This window comes from Streptomyces sp. LS1784, from assembly GCF_020103755.1.
Taxonomy (GTDB): Bacteria; Actinomycetota; Actinomycetes; order Streptomycetales; family Streptomycetaceae; genus Kitasatospora.
Genome location: NZ_JAHSQD010000053.1, coordinates 1 through 18,739 on the forward strand (window position 1 = coordinate 1; position 18,739 = coordinate 18,739).

An 18,739-nucleotide genomic window follows, 5' to 3' on the forward strand; every position below is an offset into this window, starting at 1 on the left:
CGCCCGGCTGCTGTTGCGCGGCCTGCGCCCCGGCAGCTACCCGCGCGGCGGCGCCGTGCACCTGCGGCTGTGGACGGCCGAGCGGCTCGCCGAGCTGAGCGGCGCGACCGCGCTGTCCGGTGCCTGGCTCGTCCCCTACGCCCGCGCGCTGGGCGCCAAGATCGCCCGCGAGGTGGACCTGCACTCGCTGCCGCCGGTCACCGGGATGCTCAAGCTGGGCCGGGGCTGCGCCGTCGAGGCCGAGGTCGACCTGTGCGGCTACTGGCTGGACGGCGACCGGCTGGAGGTCGGCCAGGTGAAGGTCGGCGCCGACGCGGTGGTCGGCACCCGTTCGACGTTGCTGCCCGGTGCCCGGGTCGGCAAGCGCGCCCAGGTGCTGCCCGGCTCCAGCGTCACCGGCCAGGTGCCGACCGGCCAGCGCTGGGGCGGCGCGCCCGCCGTCAAGCTGGGCCGGGCCGAGTGGTCCTGGCCCAAGGAGCCTCCGGTCCGTCGGCCCGCCTGGGCCGCACTGTACGGCGCCGGCGACGCCGTGCTCGCTCTGCTCCCGGTGGCACCCGCCGTGGCCGCGCTGGCCGTGCTCTCCCGTTTCGTCGACCAGGGCGCGGGCCTCGGCCCGGCGCTCGGCGGCGCGCTGCTCGGCCTGCTGCCCGCCACCCTGGCGTACGGTGCGGTGTACGCGGCGCAGCTGGTGGCGCTGGTCCGGCTGCTGAGCCTCGGCCTGGTGCCCGGAGTGCACCCGCTGCAGGGCCGGGTCAGCTGGCAGGCGTGGACCGTCACCCAGCTGATGGACCGGGCCCGGGAGGTGCTGTTCCCGCTGTACGCCGGGCTGGTCACCCCGCTGTGGCTGCGGGCACTGGGGATGCGGGTCGGCCGGGGCGCCGAGGTGTCCACGGTGCTGGCACTGCCCAGCCTGACCACCGTCGGGGACGGCGCGTTCCTGGCCGACGACACCCTGATCGCGCCGTACGAACTGGGCGGCGGCTGGATGCGCCTGGGCGAGGCGAAGGTCGGCGACCGGGCCTTCCTCGGCAACTCGGGGATGACCGCGCCGGGCCGCTCGGTGCCCAAGCGGGGCCTGGTGGGCGTGCTGTCGGCGACGCCGGCGAAGGCGAAGAAGGGCGGCTCGTACCTGGGCATGCCGCCGATGCGTCTGCCGCGCGCCGTGGACGAGGCGGACCAGAGCCTGACGTACGAGCCGCCGACCCGGCTGCTGTGGGCGCGCGGGCTGGTCGAGCTGGCCCGGCTGGTACCGGTGCTCGCCTCGGGGGCGCTGGGCCTGCTGACGGCGGCGACGCTGTCCTGGCTGGCGGCCGGCTCCCCCGTGCTCGCCGCGCTGCTCTCCGGCCTGGTGCTGCTGGCGGCCGGCGCGCTGGCCTGCCTGGTCGCGGTGGCGGCCAAGTGGCTGCTGGTCGGGCGGTTCCGGGCGGTGGAGCACCCGCTGTGGAGCGGCTTCGTGTGGCGCAACGAGCTGGCGGACACCTTCGTGGAGATGCTGGCGGTGCCGTGGCTGGTCGGCGCGGTGCCGGGCACCCCGGTGCTGAACCTGTGGCTGCGCTCGCTCGGCGCGCACGTCGGCCACGGGGTCTGGTGCGAGAGCTACTGGCTGCCGGAGGCGGACCTGGTCACCCTCGGTGACGGGGTCACCGTCAACCGGGGCTGCGTGGTGCAGACGCACCTCTTCCACGACCGGATCATGCGGATGGATACTGTGGTCCTCCGCGAGGGCGCCACCCTGGGCCCGGGCGGCATCGTGCTGCCCGGCAGCACGGTGGGCGCGCGCAGCACGCTGGGCCCGGCCTCGCTGGTGATGCGCGCCGAGTCCGTCCCCGCCGACACGCGGTGGCTGGGCAACCCGATCGAGGCGTGGCAGACCACGTCGTGACCACCTCCCCGTCCCCCCGTCCCGGCCCGCAGGAAGCGCACGTCCCCGTGAAGCCCAAGCACGTCCCCGCGGCCGCCGGTGCCCCGGACCCGTACTTCCCGAACAGCGGCGACCACCGCTTCCGGGTGCACCGCTACGAGCTGGCGCTGGATTACCGGCCCGGACCCAACCGGCTGGCCGGCTCGGCCCGGCTGAGCGCGGTGGCGGACGCGGCGCTGGCCGAGTTCGCGCTCGACCTGGCCGAGTTCCGGATCGGACGGGTGCTGGTCGACGGCCGGGCCGCCCGCTACACCCACCGCGGCAACAAGCTGCGGATCCGCCCGGCCAAGGCGCTCGCGCCTGGCGCGGCGTTCACCGTCGAGGTGCACTACACCGGCAACCCCCGCCCGGTGCGCAGCCCGTGGGGCGGCCTGGGCTGGGAGGAGCTGACCGAGGGCGCGCTGGTGGCGAGCCAGCCGGTCGGCGCGCCGTCCTGGTTCCCGTGCAACGACCGGCCCTCCGACAAGGCGACCTACCAGCTGGCCGTCACCACGCCGTCCCCGTTCACGGTGGTGGCGAGCGGCCGGCTGCTGACCCGCACCACCAGGGCGTCCAGCACGACCTGGGTGTACGAACAGAGCGCGCCGACCCCGACGTACCTGGTGACGGTGTCGATCGGACACTACCGGGCGGTGCCGCTGGCGGTGCGCCCGGCGGTACCGCAGACCGGCTACGTGCCGGAGCGGCTGGCCGCCGCGTTCGCCCGGGACTTCGCCCGGCAGCCCGAGATGGCGGCGTACTTCGGCGAGGTCTTCGGCCCGTACCCGTTCGGCGAGTACGCGGTGGTCGTCGCGGACGAGGAGCTGGACGTCCCGGTGGAGGCGCAGGGCGTCGCCACCTTCGGCACCAACCACCTCGGCGGCGGCTGGGAGCGCGAGCGGTTGATCGCGCACGAGCTGGCCCACCAGTGGTTCGGCAACAGCGTCACGATCGCCGACTGGCGGCACATCTGGCTCAACGAGGGCTTCGCCAAGTACGCGGAGTGGCTCTGGTCCGAGCACGCCGGCGGCCCGGGCGCCGCCGTGCACGCCGCCGCAGCGCACCGGCTGCTGGCCGGACTGCCGCAGGACCTGCGGCTCGGCGACCCGAGCCGGAAGCTGATGTTCGACGACCGGCTGTACCAGCGGGGCGGACTGGTGGTGCACGCGCTGCGGCGCGCGCTCGGCGAGGACGCGTTCTTCGCGATGCTGCGGGACTGGACCAGCGCCAACCGGCACGGCGTGGTCGCCACCGCCGACCTGCGCGCGCACGCCGCCCGGTACACCGCCGCGCCGCTCGGCCCGTTCTTCGAGGCCTGGCTGGAGCGGCCGGAGCTGCCGCCGCTGCCGGACTGAGCCTGTCACCGGGGTCGGGCGGATGCCCGGGGCCGGATTATTCGATCGGTTCCGGGGCCGGGCTGGGCTACTCTCCGTGCACATGTCGATGAGTCCAGAAGCCCACATGACCGACCTGCCCGGCGAGCTGCTGCCCGCCACCCGCCGCGCCCTGCTGCACCGGCTCGCCGCCGCCCAGGCCGAGGGGCGCACGCCCTCGATGGTCGCCGGGGTGCTGCGCGACGGGCAGCCGGTGTGGAGCGGCGCCCGCAGCATGATCGACGGTCACGCACCGACCCCGGACGTCCAGTACCGGATCGGCTCGCTCACCAAGACCTTCGTCGCCGTGCTGGTGCTGCGGCTGCGCGACGAGGGCCTGCTCGACCTCGCCGACCCGCTCGCCCGCCACCTGCCGGGCACCCCCGCCGACGACGCGACCATCGCCCAACTGCTCTCGCACTCCGCCGGTCTGACCGCCGAGACCCCCGGCCCCTGGTGGGAACGGACCGAGGGCTCGCTGCGGCCCGGCCTCGGCGACATCCTGGAGGCCGAGCGGCCGCTGAAGCACCCGGCCGGACGGGTGCACCACTACTCCAACCCCGGCTACGCGCTGCTCGGCGCGCTCGTGGCGAAGCTGCGCGGCGAGCCCTGGGGCGAGGCGCTGCGCCGCGAGGTGCTGGCCCCGCTCGGCATGGACCGCACCACGCTGCTGCCCGAACACCCGCACGCCGGGGGCTTCGCCGTCCACCCGTGGGCCGACGTCCTGCTGCCCGAGCCGCTCACCGACACCGGTCTGATGGGCCCGGCCGGCCAACTCTGGTCCACCGTCGCCGACCTGGCCCGCTGGGCGGCGTTCCTGACGGCGGGCGACGACAAGGTGCTGTCCGCCGACACCCTCGCCGAGATGCGTACCCCGGCCGTCGCCCCGGACGACGCGGAGTGGACCAGCGGCTACGGCCTCGGCCTGCAACTGCGCCGCCACGAGGGCCGGTTGCTGTACGGGCACACCGGCTCGATGCCCGGCTTCACGGCTGGCCTGTGGATCAGCGAGGCCGACGGCCTGGCCGCGTACGCCCTCTCCAACGCCACCAGCGGCGCCAGCGCCGCCTCGCTGGCGGCCCGGTTGATCGCACTCACCGCCGAACTCGAGCCCCGGCTGCCCGAACCGTGGCGCCCGCTGTCCGAGGTGGACGCGGAGCTGCTGGACCTCACCGGCCCCTGGTACTGGGGCGCCGCGCCGGCCGGCCTGCGGCTGCGGCCCGGACGGGTGCTGGAGCTCGCCCCGCTCACCGGCGCCGGCCGGGGCTCGCGCTTCCGGCCCGAGCCGGACGGCACCTGGACCGGTGTGGAGAACTACTACGCGGGCGAGACCCTGCGGGTGGTCCGCCGTCCCGACGGCACGGTCAGCCACCTCGACATCGGCTCCTTCGTCTACACCCGCGAGCCGTACGGCCCGGGCGGCGCCGTCCCGGGCGGGGTCGACCCGGAGGGCTGGCGGGCCGTCTGAGCCGCGCGTCGCGATCGCGACACCAGGGGCGTGACGACGGGGGTGTGCGGTGCGGCCGTACGCCCCCGTGGCGCGTGTTGTCCACCCCCGGCAGACGAGCGCCCGGTGCCGGGCCGGTGACCGCCGGGCCACGGGTGGTCCCATTCAACAGGTGCACATCTGCGCTCCCCCGGGCCGCAACATAAATGCCAACCGGCTCGGAGAGAAACACGGGGACCGGTTCGCGTCCATGCCCAACCACCTGCGGACCGGGACGGTGCCCTGGTGATCCACGGCACCGCCGATCGTGCTGCCCTGGAGGGTCCGCCATGACCACCGTCCCCACGTACACTCCGTCCGCAGTCACCACCGCCCACGACGCCCCGGCGGTCCCCGCGCCCCGCCCCCGGCAGGCCGCCCCGGCCGTGTACACCGTCTCCCTCGCCCGCGACGAGGACGACGTGCGCGCTGCCCAGCGGCTGCGCCACCAGGTCTTCGGCACCGAGCTGGGCGCCGTGCTGCACAGCCCGGTCGCGGGCCTGGACGTCGACCCGTTCGACGAGTACTGCGACCACCTGCTGGTCCGCGAGGGGGAGCAGGGCGCCGTCGTCGGCACCTACCGGCTGCTGCGCCCCGAGGCCGCCCGCCGGGCCGGACGGCTGTACTCCGACGGCGAGTTCGACCTCTCCGCGCTCGCTCCGGTCCGCCCCGGCCTGGTCGAGCTCGGGCGCTCCTGCATCCACCCGGACCACCGGGGCAACGGCGCCGTCATCAACCTGATGTGGGGCGGCATCGCGCGCTACCTGGCCGACACCGGCAACACCTGGGTCGGCGGCTGCTGCTCGATCGAGCTGGCGGACGGCGGTGCCACCGCGGCCCGGGTCTGGGACACCGTCAGCGCCAAGCACCTGGCGCCCGAGGAGTACCGGGTCACCCCGCACCGGCGCTGGGATGCCACCGGGGTGGTGCGCGCCGAGCGGGGTGCGCTGCCGGCCCTGCTCCGCGGCTACCTGCGGCTCGGCGCCTGGGTCTGCGGCGAGCCCGCGCACGATCCGGACTTCGACTGCGCCGACCTGTACGTGCTGCTGTCGCTGGAGCGCACCGACCCGCGCTACCTGCGGCACTTCCTGTCCGGCGTACCCGCCGCGGGCGCCTCGTCATGAGCGTCTGGCTGCCCACGGCGACCTGCCGGCCCGAGACCTGCCTGGCCGACGCCTCGCCGGAGGTCTCGCACCCCCGGCGGGCACTGCGGCTGGCGGCCTGTCTGGCGGCGGTGCTGGCCGGGGTCGCGCTCAGCCTGCCGGTCCGGCTGTTCCCGTACCGTTCCCGGACCCGGCTGATCCGGCTGTGGGCGCGGGTGGTGCTGCGCACCCTCGGGGTGACCGTCCACCTCGCCGGGCCTCCCGGCGGAGGTGCGGACGGCGGCGTGCTCGTGGTGGCCAACCACGTGTCCTGGCTGGACGTACCGCTGCTCGCCGCCGGGCGGCCGGGCCGGTCGCTGGCCAAGACCGAGGTCCGGCGGTGGCCGGTGCTCGGCCCCCTGATCGCCTGGGGCGGCACCGTCTTCCTGGACCGCGACCGGCTGCGGACGCTGCCGGACACCGTGGCGGCGGTGACCGGGGTGCTGCGCTCCGGGCACCCGGTGATCGTCTTCCCGGAGGGGTCGACCTGGTGCGGACGGGAGAGCGGCCGGTTCCGGCCCGCGCTGTTCCAGGCCGCAGTGGAGGCGGGTGCCGACGTCCAGCCGGTGACGATCCGCTACCGGTTGGCGGACGGACGACCGACCAGCGTGCCCGCCTTCGTCGGGGACGACGGGCTGCTCACCTCGCTCGCCCGGGTGGTCGCGGCCCGCGGGCTGGTCGCCGACGTGACCTTCCTGCCGCCGATACCGCCGCCCGGCCCGCAGCCCAGCCGGGCGGGCGCCCGGCGCGAGCTGGCCCGCACGGCGCAGGCGGCGGTGGAGGGGATCCGCTGATCTCCTGACGGTCCGCCACCGGGGCCGGCCGCTCAGGCGACGCCCGCCCCGGCCAGGTCCTCCGACTGCGGCTCACCGGGGACTGCCGGGGCGAGCGGGCGTGCCCGTCCGAGCAGGACGGCGACCAGGACGGCGGTGACGGCGAGCGCGGCCGACCCGCAGCGCAGCGCGAGGTGGATGCCGTCGACGAAGGCACCGTCCACCGCCTGACGCACCGGTTCGAGCAGCGTTCCGGCCGCGCCGCCGGCATCCTGGGCCGCACCGGTGGGCGCGTCCGCGATCGGGCCGGCGGCCTCCGGTGGGACGCCGAGCCGGTGCAGGGCCGAGGTCAGCTCCTCGGTCATCCGGTTGGTCAGGACGGCACCGAGCACCGCGATCCCGAGCACGCCACCGAGTTCGCGCAGGGTGTTGATGGCCGCCGAGGCCATCCCCGCTTGCACCGGGGCGACCCGCTGCATCACCCCGATGGACACCGGGGTGAAGGTCAGCCCCATCCCGAGGCCCATCGTGAACAGCGTCCACAGGTACTCGTAGTAGTGGGCGTGGTCGCCGTAGAGCGACAGGCCACCGAGGCCGGCCGCGCACAGGACGAGACCGAGCACCAGCGGGGGCCGCGGACCGTAGCGGGCGGTCAGCCGGCCGGAGAGCGGCGCGGCGGCCACCAGCATCGCGGTCATCGGCAGCCCGGCGTAGCCGGCGGCGGCCGGGGACCAGCCGAGGGTGCCCTGCATCATCAGCGGCAGGAAGAACGACGCGCCGAACATCCCGAAGCTGACCATGAACCCGCTCAACAGCGCGCCGCCCAGCATCCCGTCGCGGAACAGCCGCAGCTCCAGCATCGGTTCGGCGAGGCGCAGTTCGAGCAGCAGGAAGGCGAGCAGCAGCACGGCGGCCGCGGCGCCGCAGCCGAGCACCCGCACGTCGGTCCAGCCCCGGGACGGGCCCTCGATCAGCGCGTAGACCAGCAGGCCCAGCCCGGGGGCGGACAGGGCGAGGCCGCCGAGGTCGATCCGGCGGGCGCGCGGCGGGATGTCCGGGAGCACCCGGACGGCGAGCAGCAGGCCGGCGACGCCGATCGGCACGTTGATCCAGAACACGCTGGCCCAGCCGAGGTGTTCGACCATCGGGCCGCCGACCACCGGGCCGACCGAGAGGCCGAGCGCGGAGACGCCGGACCAGGTGGCGATGGCCTTGGCCCGCTCCTGCTCGTCGGTGAAGACGTGCCGCAGCAGGGTGAGACTGCCGGGGGTGAGCAGCGCGGCGCCGACGCCCTGGAGCATCCGGGCGCCGACCAGCACACCGATCGTCCCGGCGAGCGCGGCCACCGCCGAACCGACCGTGAAGAGCGCGAGGCCGAGACGGAACACCCGGGTGCGGCCGTACCGGTCACCGAGTGCGCCGCCGGTCAGCACGAAGGCCGCGTAGACCAGGCTGTAGCCCTCGGCGACCCATTGCAGGCCGCTGATCCCGGCGTCCAGTTCCCGGCCGATGCGGGGCAGGGCGTTGTTGACAATGACGTTGTCCAGCATCGACATGAACATGGCGACACAGAGCGTGAGCAGCGCGAGCCGCCGGCGGCGGGCGCTCGACTCCTCCATGGGTTCCCTCCCGATCGTGAACCCCTAACACTGTTAGGGATTGACGTGACAGCCACAGAATGCACCTAACGGTGTTAGATTTCAAGCGGGAATCCACCACACCGTCGGAGGCGTCCGCACAGCCATGCAGCAGAACCACACCGGCACGCCCGGAACAGACGACGCGACGCCCGCCCTGACCAGGGAGGCCCTCGCCCAGGCCGCACTGCGGGTGCTGGAACGGGACGGCCTGGCCGGGCTGTCCATGCGCAAGGTCGCCGCCGAGGTCGGCGTCAAGGCGGCCTCGCTGTACTGGCACGTCCGCAACAAGCAGGAGCTGCTCGACCTGCTCACCGACGCGGTGATGGGCTCCGCCGAGCCCCCGCCGCGCGAGGGCGACTGGCGCGAACAGTTCCACGCGTACTGCTGGCGCTACCGACGCCTCCTGCTCGACACCCGGGACGCGGCCAAGGTCGTCGCCGGTCGGCTCGCCCCCGGTCCGAACCTGCTCGGACTGATGGAGGACCAGCTGGACCGGCTCCGCACAGCCGGCTTCTCCGACGCCGACGCCGCCATGGCCAGTTACCTGCTGGGCGCCTTCGTCCAGGGCTTCGTGCTCCAGGAGCAATCGCCGATCTCGGCCTCCGAGGTCCTCGGCACCAGCCGCCGCGACATCGCCGACGCCGCCGGGGACCTCTTCCGCGCCCTGCCCGCCGAGACCTTCCCCAACCTGGTCGACCTGGCCGACGACCTCACCGAGCCGAACATGGACGCCCGCTTCGAGTTCGGCGTCCAGCGGATCCTCGACGGCCTCGCAGCCCTGCTGCCGCCGGAGCGGCGCTGAGCCCGACTCCCGGCCACGCCACCTCCCGACCGCCCAACCGCCCGACCGCCCGACCGCCCGACCTGCAGCAACGCCCCGGCCACCCGGTACGATCAGCGCCGAGTCAAGAGCGGGTAAACCGGGAGGGCGGGAGCATGGCCGAGGACCGGGCGCCGGAGAGCCGACCGGGCATCAGCCCGGGGACCCGACACCGGTCCCGGGCGGCCAGGTCGGCCCGGCCGCGTACGCCGCCCAGGAGTCGACGGGCTGCCTCGGCGAGCTGGTCTTCGAATTCGTCGGCGGGATCGCGCTCCTGGCCCTGACCACGGCCTCGCTGGCGGGGGCCTTCATCCTCGCCCGGGTGCTGCACGAGGCCGGCCCGGCCGGCGCCTACGGCCTCGCCGCGCTCGGTCTGCTTGGGATCGTCCACGGCATCCGCCACCGGCGCAGGCCCAAGGAGCAGCGCACCAGGACCGGGCGGGTCACGGCCGCCGTGACCGGCGCGCTCGGCTTCTGGTTGGTCCTGTGCGTCGGGTACGCGTCCTTCGACGCCGCCTTCGGACTGGACCTCGGGATCTGAACCTCGGGATCCGAACCTCGGGATCCGGCACCGGGATAGGCTCGTCGGGCCCGCCCGTACGATCACGGAGGAGTCACCGATGCCCGAGCCGTACCCCCTCTACGAGTCCTACGCGCAAGGCCTGTTGGACGTCGGCGACGGTCAGCGGATCCACTGGAACGCCTCCGGCAACCCGGCGGGCAAGCCGGCCGTGGTGGTGCACGGCGGACCCGGTTCCGGCCACAACCCCGGCTCCCGGAAGTACTTCGACCCGGAGCGCTACCACCTCGTCCAGTTCGACCAACGCGGCTGCGGGCTCAGCCGCCCGCCCGCCGCCGACCCGTCGACCAGCCTGGAGCACAACACCACCGCTCACCTGATCGCCGACATGGAGCGGCTGCGCGAGCACCTCGGCATCGACAAGTGGCTGCTCTACGGCGGCTCGTGGGGTTCCACCCTGATCCTCGCGTACGCGCAGGCCCACCCGGAGCGGGTCTCCGCGATCGTGATCTGCGGGGTCACCATGACCCGCCCCGAGGAGACCGACTGGCTCTACCGGGGCGTGGGCCGCTTCCTACCGGGGCCCTGGGAGGAGTTCCGGGACTTCCTGCCGCCCGCCGACCGGGACGGGGACACCTTCGAGCTGCTCGCCGCCTACAGCCGGCTGCTCAACAGCACCGACGAGTCGGTCCGGCGGGCCGCCGCCAACGCCTGGGCCACCTGGGAGGACGCGGTCATCTCGCACGAGACGCTGGGCAAGCCGAACGCGTACACCGACCGCCCGTCCGACGCGCTGATGACCTTCACCCGGATCACCGCGCACTACTTCTCGCACCAGGCCTTCCTGCCGGACGGCCAACTGCTGCGTGACGCCGGGCGGCTGGCCGGAATCCCCGGCGAGCTGATCCACGGCCGACTGGACCTCGGCGGGCCGGTCGACACCGCCTGGCAGCTGGCCAAGGTCTGGCCGGATGCCCGGCTGACGGTCATCGACGAGGCCGGGCACACCGGGAGCCCGCTGATGAGTGAAGCGGTCCTGGCCGCGATCGAGCGCTTCGCCTGAACTCCGACGCACCGGCCAGGGCGGCAGCCGGGCACTTCCCCGGGGCCCTCGACGCCTCCGGGCGCCCGGGCGGTTCGTCCAGGTGGACTACCCCTACGATATTGACGCATGATCGCCTATGCCCCAGCCGCCCTGTTCTTCCTGTTGTTCGGAATCGGGGTACTACGCGACCGTCGCCAGTTCAGCAACGCCGTCCTGCTCGGTATCGCCGTCTCCCTCCTCTCCCTCGCCATGCTCGCCGAACTCCGCAAGGCACCCAGCATGGTGGTCACGCTCGTGGCGGCGGTCATCGTCCTCCTCCCGGCCCTCGGCACCGCGGCCCTGGTCTGGTTCCTGCTCGCCAACGGCCTGACCATGATCCGCAAGGAGGGCAGGCGGCCGGCGAACCTGCTGTCGCTGCTCGCCGGGCTGGGCATCCTCGGGGTCATCGGGCTGCTGGTCGCGGCCCTCGTCATCCACTCCCGGCAGCTGGCCGCCCTTGCCGGCACCGCGGTCCTGGTGGTCGGCTACGTCTCCTTCCTGTTCACCTGCTTCGTCGGCTACGCCTTCCTCTACGGCCGCCACCGGCCGCGCCAGGACGTGGACTTCGTGGTCGTTCTCGGCTCCGGGCTGATCGGCGGCGAGCGCGTCCCGCCGCTGCTGGCCAGCCGACTGAACCGGGGCCGCGAGGTGTACGAGGAGCAGGCCGCCCGCGGCAACCCGCCGGTGCTGATCACCTCGGGCGGCCAGGGACCGGACGAGAAGCTGCCCGAGTCCCACGCGATGGCCGACTACCTGGTCGAACGCGGCTTCCCCGAGGAGCACATCGAGCGGGAGGACCGCTCGCGCACCACCGAGGAGAACCTGCTCTTCAGCAAGGCCATCATGGAGGAGGCCAAGCCCGGCTACCGCTGTGTCGTGGTCACCAACAACTTCCACGCCTTCCGGGCCGCGCTGCTCGCCCGCGAGACCGGCGTCAACGGCCACGTCTTCGGCTCGCCCACCGCCCGGTACTACTGGCCGAGCGCGACCATCCGCGAGTTCGCCGCGATCTTCCTCTCGCACAAGCTGGTCAACTTCGGGATCTGCGGCCTCATCGCCCTCTGCGGGGTGCTCGCGGCCCTCTGAACCACCACCGGACTCCGGGCGCCGCGCGCCTCGGGTCCCCCTGCCCCGGGCGGGCCCCGGTCGCTGCTGCGGCCGGGGCCCGCCCGTTCCCCGGTGCGGGTGCGTCGCGGGTGTGTAGGGCGCCGGATCAGGACACCCGGTCCGGACGCCGGATCAGGACGCCGGGCGGGGAGTCAGGATCGCGCAGGTGGTGGTGGCGTGTGCGTAGAGCTTGCCGTTCTCCGCACCGACCACCCTGGCCTCGGCCGTCGCCATCGTCCGGCCCAGGTGCAGCACCACGCCCTCGCAGCGCAGCGTCCCGGAGTCGGCGAACAGCGGGCGCAGCATGTGGACGTTGAGCTGGGTGGTGGTGTAGCCCACCCCGGCCGGCAGCCTGCTCAGCACGGCGCAGCCGAGCGCCGAGTCGAGCAGGGTGGCCAGGTAGCCACCGTGCACGGTGTTCATCGGATTGTGGAGGTGGTCTCCGGGTTCGCCTTGGAACACCGCCGCCCCCGGCTTCGCCTCGGTCAGGTGGAAGCCCATGGTGCTGCAGATCGAGGGCTCCGGGATCCGCCCGGCGATCCACTCCAGAAGGAACTCCTCTCCGGTCAGGTGGGCATAGTCGGCGATCGACGGGCCGGACGTCCAGGTGTGGGTCCGGGTGCGCTGCTCCGGTCCACTCGTGGGCTGCGGACCTTCGGAGGCGATCTCATCGGTGGTCATGGGATCAACCTGCCCGGTCCGGCCGTTCGTCTCAAGTGCCTTCCACCGCAGGGTGGCTACGGCCACCCGGCGTTGCCAGGACGCGCGGCAGAGCCGCAGGGCCATGGCGGCCCGCGCCATGGCCGGGCGGCGGCCCCCGGATGACCGCCACATGGCACCGGGGCGCCGGGCGCGTCACGCTGCACGGGTCCGACCCCCGCTCCTCCCCCACCCAGGAGTCCCCATGCCACTGCGCCCCACCGCAGCGGTGCTGCTCACCGCCGCCGCTCTCGCCCTCGGCGCCGCCGCACCCGGCGCGGCCGCCGCCTCGCCCGCCACGGCCTCCGTCGCGTCCTCCGTCGCTGCGGCCACGAGCGGCAGCTTCCAGCAGGTCACCGGGTTCGGCACCAACCCGGGCAACCTCGCGATGTACACCTACACCCCGGCGGGGCTGCCCAGCGGCGCCCCTCTGGTGATCGCTCTGCACGGCTGCGTCCAGAGTGCCACCGACTACTACCGCAACTCCGGCTGGACCAAGTTCGCCGACCAGTACGGCTTCGCGGTGGTGTTTCCGCAGACCAGCAGCGTCAACAACAGCCTCTCCTGCTTCAGCTGGTTCGACGCGAGCAAGGCCGCCCGCGGCGTCGGCGAGGCCAGGTCGGTGGTCGAGATGGTCACCAAGGCCGAGTCCCTGTACGGCTCGGACACTCACCGGGTGTTCGTCACCGGGCTGTCGGCCGGCGGCGGGATGGCCGCCGACCTGTTGGCCGACTACCCCGACGTGTTCGCCGGCGGGGCGATCGACTCCGGACTGCCCGCCCACTGCGCCACCACCCAGGCCGCCGCCTCCGGCTGCCAGAACTCCGACCAGGGGCTCACCCCGGCGCAGTGGGGCGACAAGGTCCGGGCCGCGTACCCGGGTTACACCGGGCCGTGGCCCAGGGTGGCGATCTGGCAGGGCACCGCCGACACCGTGGTCAGGCCGGTGAACGCGACCGAGCTGCGAGACCAGTGGACGAACGTCCAGGGCGTCGGGCGTCAACCGGCCAGCACCCGGAGCCTCCCCGGCGGCACCACCCAGGAGCTCTACGCCGACGCGAGCGGAAAGCCCGCCGTGGCCCTGTTCACGATCAGCGGGATGGGCCACGGCCTGGCCGTCCACCCGGGCTCCGGGGCCGACCAGTGCGGAGCGACCGGCGCCTACTTCCTCGACACGGTCTGCTCCGGCTACTACACCGCGCAGTTCTGGGGGCTCGACGGCGGCTCCGGCCCCACCAACCCAGGGCTGCCGGCCCCGAGCGGGCTGACCGCAACCGCGTCCGCCGATTCGGTCGCCCTCGGCTGGCAGGCCGTCAGCGGCGCGGCCTCGTACCAGGTCTTCCGCAACGGGACCCAGGTCGGCAGCGCCACCGGGACGGCCTTCACCGACACCGGGCTCACGGCCGGCACCACGTACAGCTACGCCGTGGCGGCGGTCGACGGGTCGGGCACGGTCGGCGCCCGGTCGGCGGCGGTGACGGCGACCACCCCAGGCGGGGGCACGTTCCAGTGCTTCACCGCCAGCAACTACGACCAGGTCCTGGACGGCCGTGCCACCCGGGCCGGTGGCCTGACCTACGCGCTCGGCTCGGGCCAGAGCATGGGGCTCTGGAACACGTTCGTCATCCACACCCTGAAGCAGACCGGCCCGGGCTACTACGTACTCGCCGACGGCCAGTGCTGAGCGGGCGACAGACGATGCCGTAGTGAACAACACGGCACCGGACAGCATCACAACCGCCCGCACGACGACGGCCCCCGCCGTCACCGCGCCCTCCGTGAGGCTCATCCCGCCCCCACCTCCGCCCGGAGCCCGGCGAACAGGTCGGTCTCGATCTCGCCCGGCACGGCCGCCGTGCCGGGCCCCGGCACCAGGCTCCGGGCCAGGTGGTAGTCCTCGGTCGGCCAGACCTCGCGCTCGATGCGCCGCGGGTGGGACATGAAGGCCACGCCCGGCTGGACCTGGGTGGCGTGCGCCAGCATCGCCGCGTCCCGTACGGCGAACTGCTCGGCGCACGCTATCCGGGTGGTGGTGGCCAGGGCGGACGGCGTGTCGGGCCAGCCGGCGAGCAGCTCGCCCATCTCGGAGGGGACGCCCCGTTCCGTCATGGCCTCGTGCAGGGCCTGGAACCAGGCCCGGGAGAGCGCCAGGTGGTAGTAGAGCTTGGGCACCTGCCAGGGCTCGCCCAGCCCGGGGTGGCGCTCCGGGTCGCCCGCGGCTTCGACGGCGGTCACGGTGACCCGGTGGGTCATCACGTGGTCCGGGTGCGGGTAGCCCCCGGTCTCGTCGTAGGTGATCACCACCTGTGGGCGGAACTCCCGGATCAGCTCGACCAGCGGTGCCGCCGCGAGCTCCACCGGCCGGGCGGCGAAGCAGCCTTCCGGGAGCGGTTCGTCCGGACCGGGCATCCCGGAGTCGACGAAGCCGAGGAACTGCTGGCGCACACCGAGGATCTCCCGGGCGGCCGCCATCTCCTCGCGCCGGACGCGGGCGATGTCGGCCCGGACCTCGGGCCGGTCCATGGCCGGGTTGAGCACCGAGCCGCGCTCACCGCCGGTGCAGGTGGCGACCAGGACGTCCACGCCCTCGGCCGCGTACCGGGCGAGGGTGGCCGCGCCCTTGCTGGACTCGTCGTCGGGGTGCGCGTGCACGCTGAGCAGTCGAAGGCCGTTCGGGTGACGGGTGAACACGGGTGCCTCCATGTGTGGGCGGTCGGGAACCGAGCGGCGGTCAGCCGGATTCGCGGGTGTTCGGATGGAGCAGCGCCGGAGCGGCGGCGAGCGCGGACCGGGCCTGCACCCACCGGAAGGTCCCGCCGGCCGAGCCGCTGCCGGCCGGCCCTTCGCCGCGACGGACGTGGTCATGCGCCCTCCCCGAGTCGTTCCCCGGCGGCCGCTCCGACCACCCGAGGAGAACTTAGGACGGACCCAGCAACTGGGTCAAGCCCAATTACTGTGCTCGACCCAGCGAACTGCGCTACGCTCCTGCCATGACCGACACCGGGACCACTCCGAACCTGCGCGAACTCAACAAGCGCCGCACCCGCGAGGCCATCTCGCACGCCGCGACCAGGCTCTTCATCGAGCAGGGTTTCGATCGCACGACCATCGCCGAGGTCGCGGCCGCCGCGGGCGTCGCCAAGATGACCGTCACCAACCACTTCCCGCGCAAGGAGGACCTCTTCTTCGACCTGCACGAGCAGCTCGCCGGCCGGCTCGCCGGAACCGTCGCCGGGCGCGCGCCGGGCGAGTCCGCGCTCGACGCGCTGCGCCGCGACTGCCTGGCCGGGCTCTCCCGGCACGACGCCCGGCTCGGCTTCGCCGACCCGGCCTTCGCCCGCACCGTCTTCGACAGCCCCGCGCTGGTCGCGCGGCTGCGCGAGCTGCACGAGCAGGGCGAGACGGCACTCGCCGAGGCATTGGCCGAAGCCGTGCACGAGATACCCGTCGGTTTCGAGTGCCGGGTCGCCGCCGCGCTGCTCGCCGCCGTCGACCGCGCGGTGTTCGCCGAGGTGTTCCGCCGCACCCTGGCCGGCGAGGAGCACGCGGCGATCGCCGTCGCGGTCCGCCCCTCGGCGGCCCGGGCCTACGACCGCCTGGAGGGCACCCTCGGGGGCTTCGCCGTGCGGGAGGCGTAGAGCACCCGAACGCCGCGCCGCACCGGAGGCCCGGGAATGTGCCCAGGTCAGCACGGGGCAGCACACCCTTGACGAAAGGTTGACCTGCTCACGGCAGAAGGTTGACGATCACCGCCTCTATCGTCGGCCCATGCCCTCACAGCCCATCAGGCCCACCGCCCTGCCGGTCCTGCCCTACCGCAAGCCCACCCGGGGCCGGGACTACTGGGTCCTGGACAATGTGCTGCCCGACCCGGACGCCGTCCGGGAGCGCTGCCTGGCCCGTGGGGACTGGACCGAGGGCTACCCGCACCGCCCCGAGACCTGGCCCGGACTGCGCACCATGCCGGGCCTGGAGCCGGAGGAGCTGGCCCGGGTCGAGTCGCTGGTCCGCAAGGCCGCCGGCGTCCCCCGGCTCTGGGTGCAGAGCGCCCCGGGCGGCGGCACGCTCAACCACAACTGCGTCCAGGTCGTCGGCGCCGGGGAGTCGGAGCTCCGCCCGCACACCGATTCCCGCGCACTCTGTCGCTACGCCGCCGTCCTCTACCTCAGCCCCGGCGCCCCCAAGGACGCCGGCACCAGCTTCTACCGCCAGCAGTTCCCCGGCGGCCGGCTCGGCGGCAACCTGGTCAACGCCCCGCACAACAACCTGGTCGAGGCGCTCGGCACCCGCCACGTGCCGGCCGATCACTTCACCGAGGACGTACGCGTCCCCAACCGCTACAACCAACTGCTCCTCTACCACGCCAACCTGATCCACAGCGCCACCGGCTACTACGGCACCGACCTGGCCGAGCGGCGGATGACGGCGGTCTTCTTCTGGATGGCCTGACCCCGTACGCGCCCTTCGGACGACCGGGCCCTCACGGAGTTCCGGAAGGGCTGCCCCCGCCCCGGGGCGCCCGCCCTCACCCGGCCCCGACGTGCGCCAGACTCGCCCTGGTCAGTGCCGCCGCCAGCCTGGCCAGGTCCCCCGGCCCGACCAGCGCCGCCAGTGCGTCCGGTTCGCCCGGCAGCCCGAGCGTCCGGGCCTCGGCGAGCACCCGCTCGTCGAAGTACGGCCTCAGCGAGGGCCAGACCGCCTGTGCCTCGCGCCGGAAGATCCCGGCGCCGACCGGCCCGATCCGGGGGAACTCCCGGAGCAGCTCGCCGATCCGCTCCGGTTCTCCCCCCGCCTCGTCCCGCAGCCGCCGCAGGTCACCGTGCCAGCGGTCGAGCAGCAGTTCGGCCCCCTGCCCGAGCGCGGTGGCGGTGCTCTCGTCGTAGCGCACGTAGTGGGCCCGGCCCAGGGCCGCGATGAGCGTCCCGCGCCGGGCTTCGGCCATCGCGCGCGGGGTCCGCAGCCCGGCGGCCGACAGTTCCCGGGCCGCCGACGTGGCGGTGGCGGCGCTGATCCGCACCGAGCACAGCACGGTCAGGGCGAGCAGCCGGTAGAGCGGCGAGGGCTTGTCGCGCAGCGTGGTCCCGGCCTCCTCCGCGTAGGTGCGGCCGAACCGGTCCAGCAGATCGGCAACGGTCGGTTCCACGGCCATCACCTCCCTCCCCTCCACGCTTGCCCGGATTCGGGCGCCCCGCACCCGGGGAGGCTCGCCGCATGAGCCGTGACACCGTATCCGCGACCGAGACCATCCGCCCCGAGTGGGCCGCGATCGACCAGCTGCCCACGGTCGAGCTGCTCCGTCTGATGAACGCCGAGGACCGCACGGTGCCCGCCGCCGTGGCCGGGGAGCTGGACCGGATCGCCGCCGTGGTCGACGCCGTGGCCGCCCGGATGGCGCGTGGTGGTCGGCTGGTCTACGCCGGCGCGGGGACGGCCGGGCGGCTCGGCGTACTGGACGCCGTCGAGTGCCCGCCGACCTTCGGCACCGATCCGGCGCTGGTCGTCGGACTGATCGCGGGCGGGCGCCCGGCCGTCACGGCGGCCGCCGAGGGCGCCGAGGACCGCACCGACCTCGCCGGGGCCGACGTGGCCGCGCTCGCCCTCACCCCCGCCGACACCCTGGTGGGTGTCTCCGCCTCCGGCCGTACGCCCTACCCGCTGGCCGCCGTCCGCGCCGCGCGCGCGGCCGGGGCCCTGACCGTCGGACTGGCGTGCAACCGGGGCTCGGCGCTCGCGGCCGCGGCCGAGCTGGGCATCGAGGTGGAGGTCGGCCCCGAGGTGCTGGCCGGATCCACCCGGCTCAAGGCGGGCACGGCGCAGAAGCTGGTGCTCAACCTGCTGTCCACGGCCGTGATGGTCCGGCTCGGCCGGACGTACGGAAATCTGATGGTCGACCTCCGCGCCACCAACGACAAGCTGCGCGAGCGTGCCCGACGGATCGTCGCCGAGGCGACCGGCGCCGACGAGGCCGCTGTCGACCGCGCCCTGACCGCGACCGGCGGCCGGGTCAAGGACGCGATCCTGTCCCTGCTCGCGGACGTGGACGCCCCCTCCGCCGCCCGACTGCTCACGGCCTCGGACGGACGGCTGCGCGACGCCCTCCGCCTCGCCAGGCCGTAGCAACCCCCCGGCCGTAGCAGCACCCCTCCCCGCGAGGCCGTAGCAGCCCTCCGCCTCGCCCCAGCCGCGACCCGGCCC

General features: G+C 74.2%; 17 protein-coding genes. 13 read left to right on the top strand and 4 right to left on the bottom strand.

Annotated features, from left to right (window positions below; all coding sequences use genetic code 11):
- The 5 genes from KS423_RS09580 to KS423_RS09600 form a co-directional block, all read left to right on the top strand.
- Nucleotides 1-1,882, top strand: a 1,882-nt coding sequence (locus KS423_RS09580; protein ID WP_374119928.1) for a Pls/PosA family non-ribosomal peptide synthetase, incomplete at its 5' end; no start/stop codon positions are given.
- 47 nt (nucleotides 1,883-1,929) lie between these two features.
- Complete coding sequence (locus KS423_RS09585; RefSeq protein WP_224277188.1) at nucleotides 1,930-3,255, top strand: M1 family metallopeptidase; 1,326 nt, start codon at nucleotides 1,930-1,932, stop codon at nucleotides 3,253-3,255.
- Nucleotides 3,256-3,361: 106 nt separating this feature from the next.
- Nucleotides 3,362-4,741: a serine hydrolase gene (locus tag KS423_RS09590; protein WP_224277190.1), complete on the top strand. Its 1,380-nt coding sequence runs from the start codon at nucleotides 3,362-3,364 to the stop codon at nucleotides 4,739-4,741.
- Nucleotides 4,742-5,049: 308 nt separating this feature from the next.
- On the top strand, nucleotides 5,050-5,883 hold the full coding sequence (locus tag KS423_RS09595) for a GNAT family N-acetyltransferase (RefSeq protein WP_224277192.1): 834 nt from the start codon (nucleotides 5,050-5,052) through the stop codon (nucleotides 5,881-5,883).
- Nucleotides 5,880-6,695, top strand: a complete 816-nt coding sequence (locus KS423_RS09600; protein WP_224277194.1) for a 1-acyl-sn-glycerol-3-phosphate acyltransferase — start codon at nucleotides 5,880-5,882, stop codon at nucleotides 6,693-6,695. Before KS423_RS09595 ends, KS423_RS09600 begins: the two co-directional genes overlap by 4 nt.
- Before the next feature lie 32 nt (nucleotides 6,696-6,727).
- On the opposite strand, the gene KS423_RS09605 is transcribed toward KS423_RS09600, so the two are convergent.
- Nucleotides 6,728-8,293 (bottom strand): MFS transporter, encoded by a 1,566-nt coding sequence (locus tag KS423_RS09605; RefSeq protein ID WP_224277196.1) that lies wholly within the window; start codon nucleotides 8,291-8,293, stop codon nucleotides 6,728-6,730.
- Nucleotides 8,294-8,417: 124 nt separating this feature from the next.
- On the opposite strand from KS423_RS09605, the gene KS423_RS09610 reads away from it, so the two are divergent.
- From KS423_RS09610 to KS423_RS09625, 4 genes are all read left to right on the top strand, one after another.
- A complete protein-coding gene (locus tag KS423_RS09610) occupies nucleotides 8,418-9,116 on the top strand; it encodes a TetR/AcrR family transcriptional regulator (RefSeq protein WP_224277198.1) in 699 nt (232 codons plus the stop codon).
- A gap of 340 nt (nucleotides 9,117-9,456) precedes the next feature.
- Nucleotides 9,457-9,675, top strand: coding sequence for a hypothetical protein (locus KS423_RS09615; protein WP_224277200.1), 219 nt, complete (start codon nucleotides 9,457-9,459; stop codon nucleotides 9,673-9,675).
- Between the two features lie 79 nt (nucleotides 9,676-9,754).
- Complete coding sequence (gene pip / locus KS423_RS09620; protein WP_224277202.1) at nucleotides 9,755-10,717, top strand: prolyl aminopeptidase; 963 nt, start codon at nucleotides 9,755-9,757, stop codon at nucleotides 10,715-10,717.
- Between the two features lie 108 nt (nucleotides 10,718-10,825).
- On the top strand, nucleotides 10,826-11,824 hold the full coding sequence (locus KS423_RS09625; RefSeq protein WP_224277204.1) for a YdcF family protein: 999 nt from the start codon (nucleotides 10,826-10,828) through the stop codon (nucleotides 11,822-11,824).
- 153 nt (nucleotides 11,825-11,977) lie between these two features.
- Here the strand turns inward: KS423_RS09625 and KS423_RS09630 are convergent, their stop codons facing one another.
- Nucleotides 11,978-12,526 carry a PaaI family thioesterase gene (locus KS423_RS09630; RefSeq protein WP_224277206.1) on the bottom strand — a complete coding sequence of 183 codons (549 nt, stop codon included), beginning with the start codon at nucleotides 12,524-12,526 and terminating at the stop codon, nucleotides 11,978-11,980.
- Between the two features lie 223 nt (nucleotides 12,527-12,749).
- On the opposite strand from KS423_RS09630, the gene KS423_RS09635 reads away from it, so the two are divergent.
- Nucleotides 12,750-14,228 carry a PHB depolymerase family esterase gene (locus tag KS423_RS09635; protein WP_224277208.1) on the top strand — a complete coding sequence of 493 codons (1,479 nt, stop codon included), beginning with the start codon at nucleotides 12,750-12,752 and terminating at the stop codon, nucleotides 14,226-14,228.
- Nucleotides 14,229-14,329: 101 nt separating this feature from the next.
- On the opposite strand, the gene mca is transcribed toward KS423_RS09635, so the two are convergent.
- Complete coding sequence (gene mca / locus KS423_RS09640; protein ID WP_224277209.1) at nucleotides 14,330-15,235, bottom strand: mycothiol conjugate amidase Mca; 906 nt, start codon at nucleotides 15,233-15,235, stop codon at nucleotides 14,330-14,332.
- A 299-nt stretch (nucleotides 15,236-15,534) separates the two neighbouring features.
- On the opposite strand from mca, the gene KS423_RS09645 reads away from it, so the two are divergent.
- Together KS423_RS09645 and KS423_RS09650 are read left to right on the top strand one after the other, a co-directional pair.
- Nucleotides 15,535-16,182, top strand: a complete 648-nt coding sequence (locus KS423_RS09645) for a TetR/AcrR family transcriptional regulator (RefSeq protein WP_224277211.1) — start codon at nucleotides 15,535-15,537, stop codon at nucleotides 16,180-16,182.
- 130 nt (nucleotides 16,183-16,312) lie between these two features.
- On the top strand, nucleotides 16,313-16,993 hold the full coding sequence (locus KS423_RS09650; RefSeq protein WP_224277213.1) for a DUF6445 family protein: 681 nt from the start codon (nucleotides 16,313-16,315) through the stop codon (nucleotides 16,991-16,993).
- Between the two features lie 76 nt (nucleotides 16,994-17,069).
- Here KS423_RS09650 and KS423_RS09655 read toward each other — a convergent pair whose 3' ends face one another.
- Nucleotides 17,070-17,693 (bottom strand): endonuclease, encoded by a 624-nt coding sequence (locus tag KS423_RS09655; RefSeq protein WP_224277215.1) that lies wholly within the window; start codon nucleotides 17,691-17,693, stop codon nucleotides 17,070-17,072.
- A 62-nt stretch (nucleotides 17,694-17,755) separates the two neighbouring features.
- Between KS423_RS09655 and murQ the strand changes: the two genes are divergently transcribed.
- Nucleotides 17,756-18,661: an N-acetylmuramic acid 6-phosphate etherase gene (gene murQ / locus KS423_RS09660; RefSeq protein WP_224277239.1), complete on the top strand. Its 906-nt coding sequence runs from the start codon at nucleotides 17,756-17,758 to the stop codon at nucleotides 18,659-18,661.
- Nucleotides 18,662-18,739: the final 78 nt, after the last annotated feature.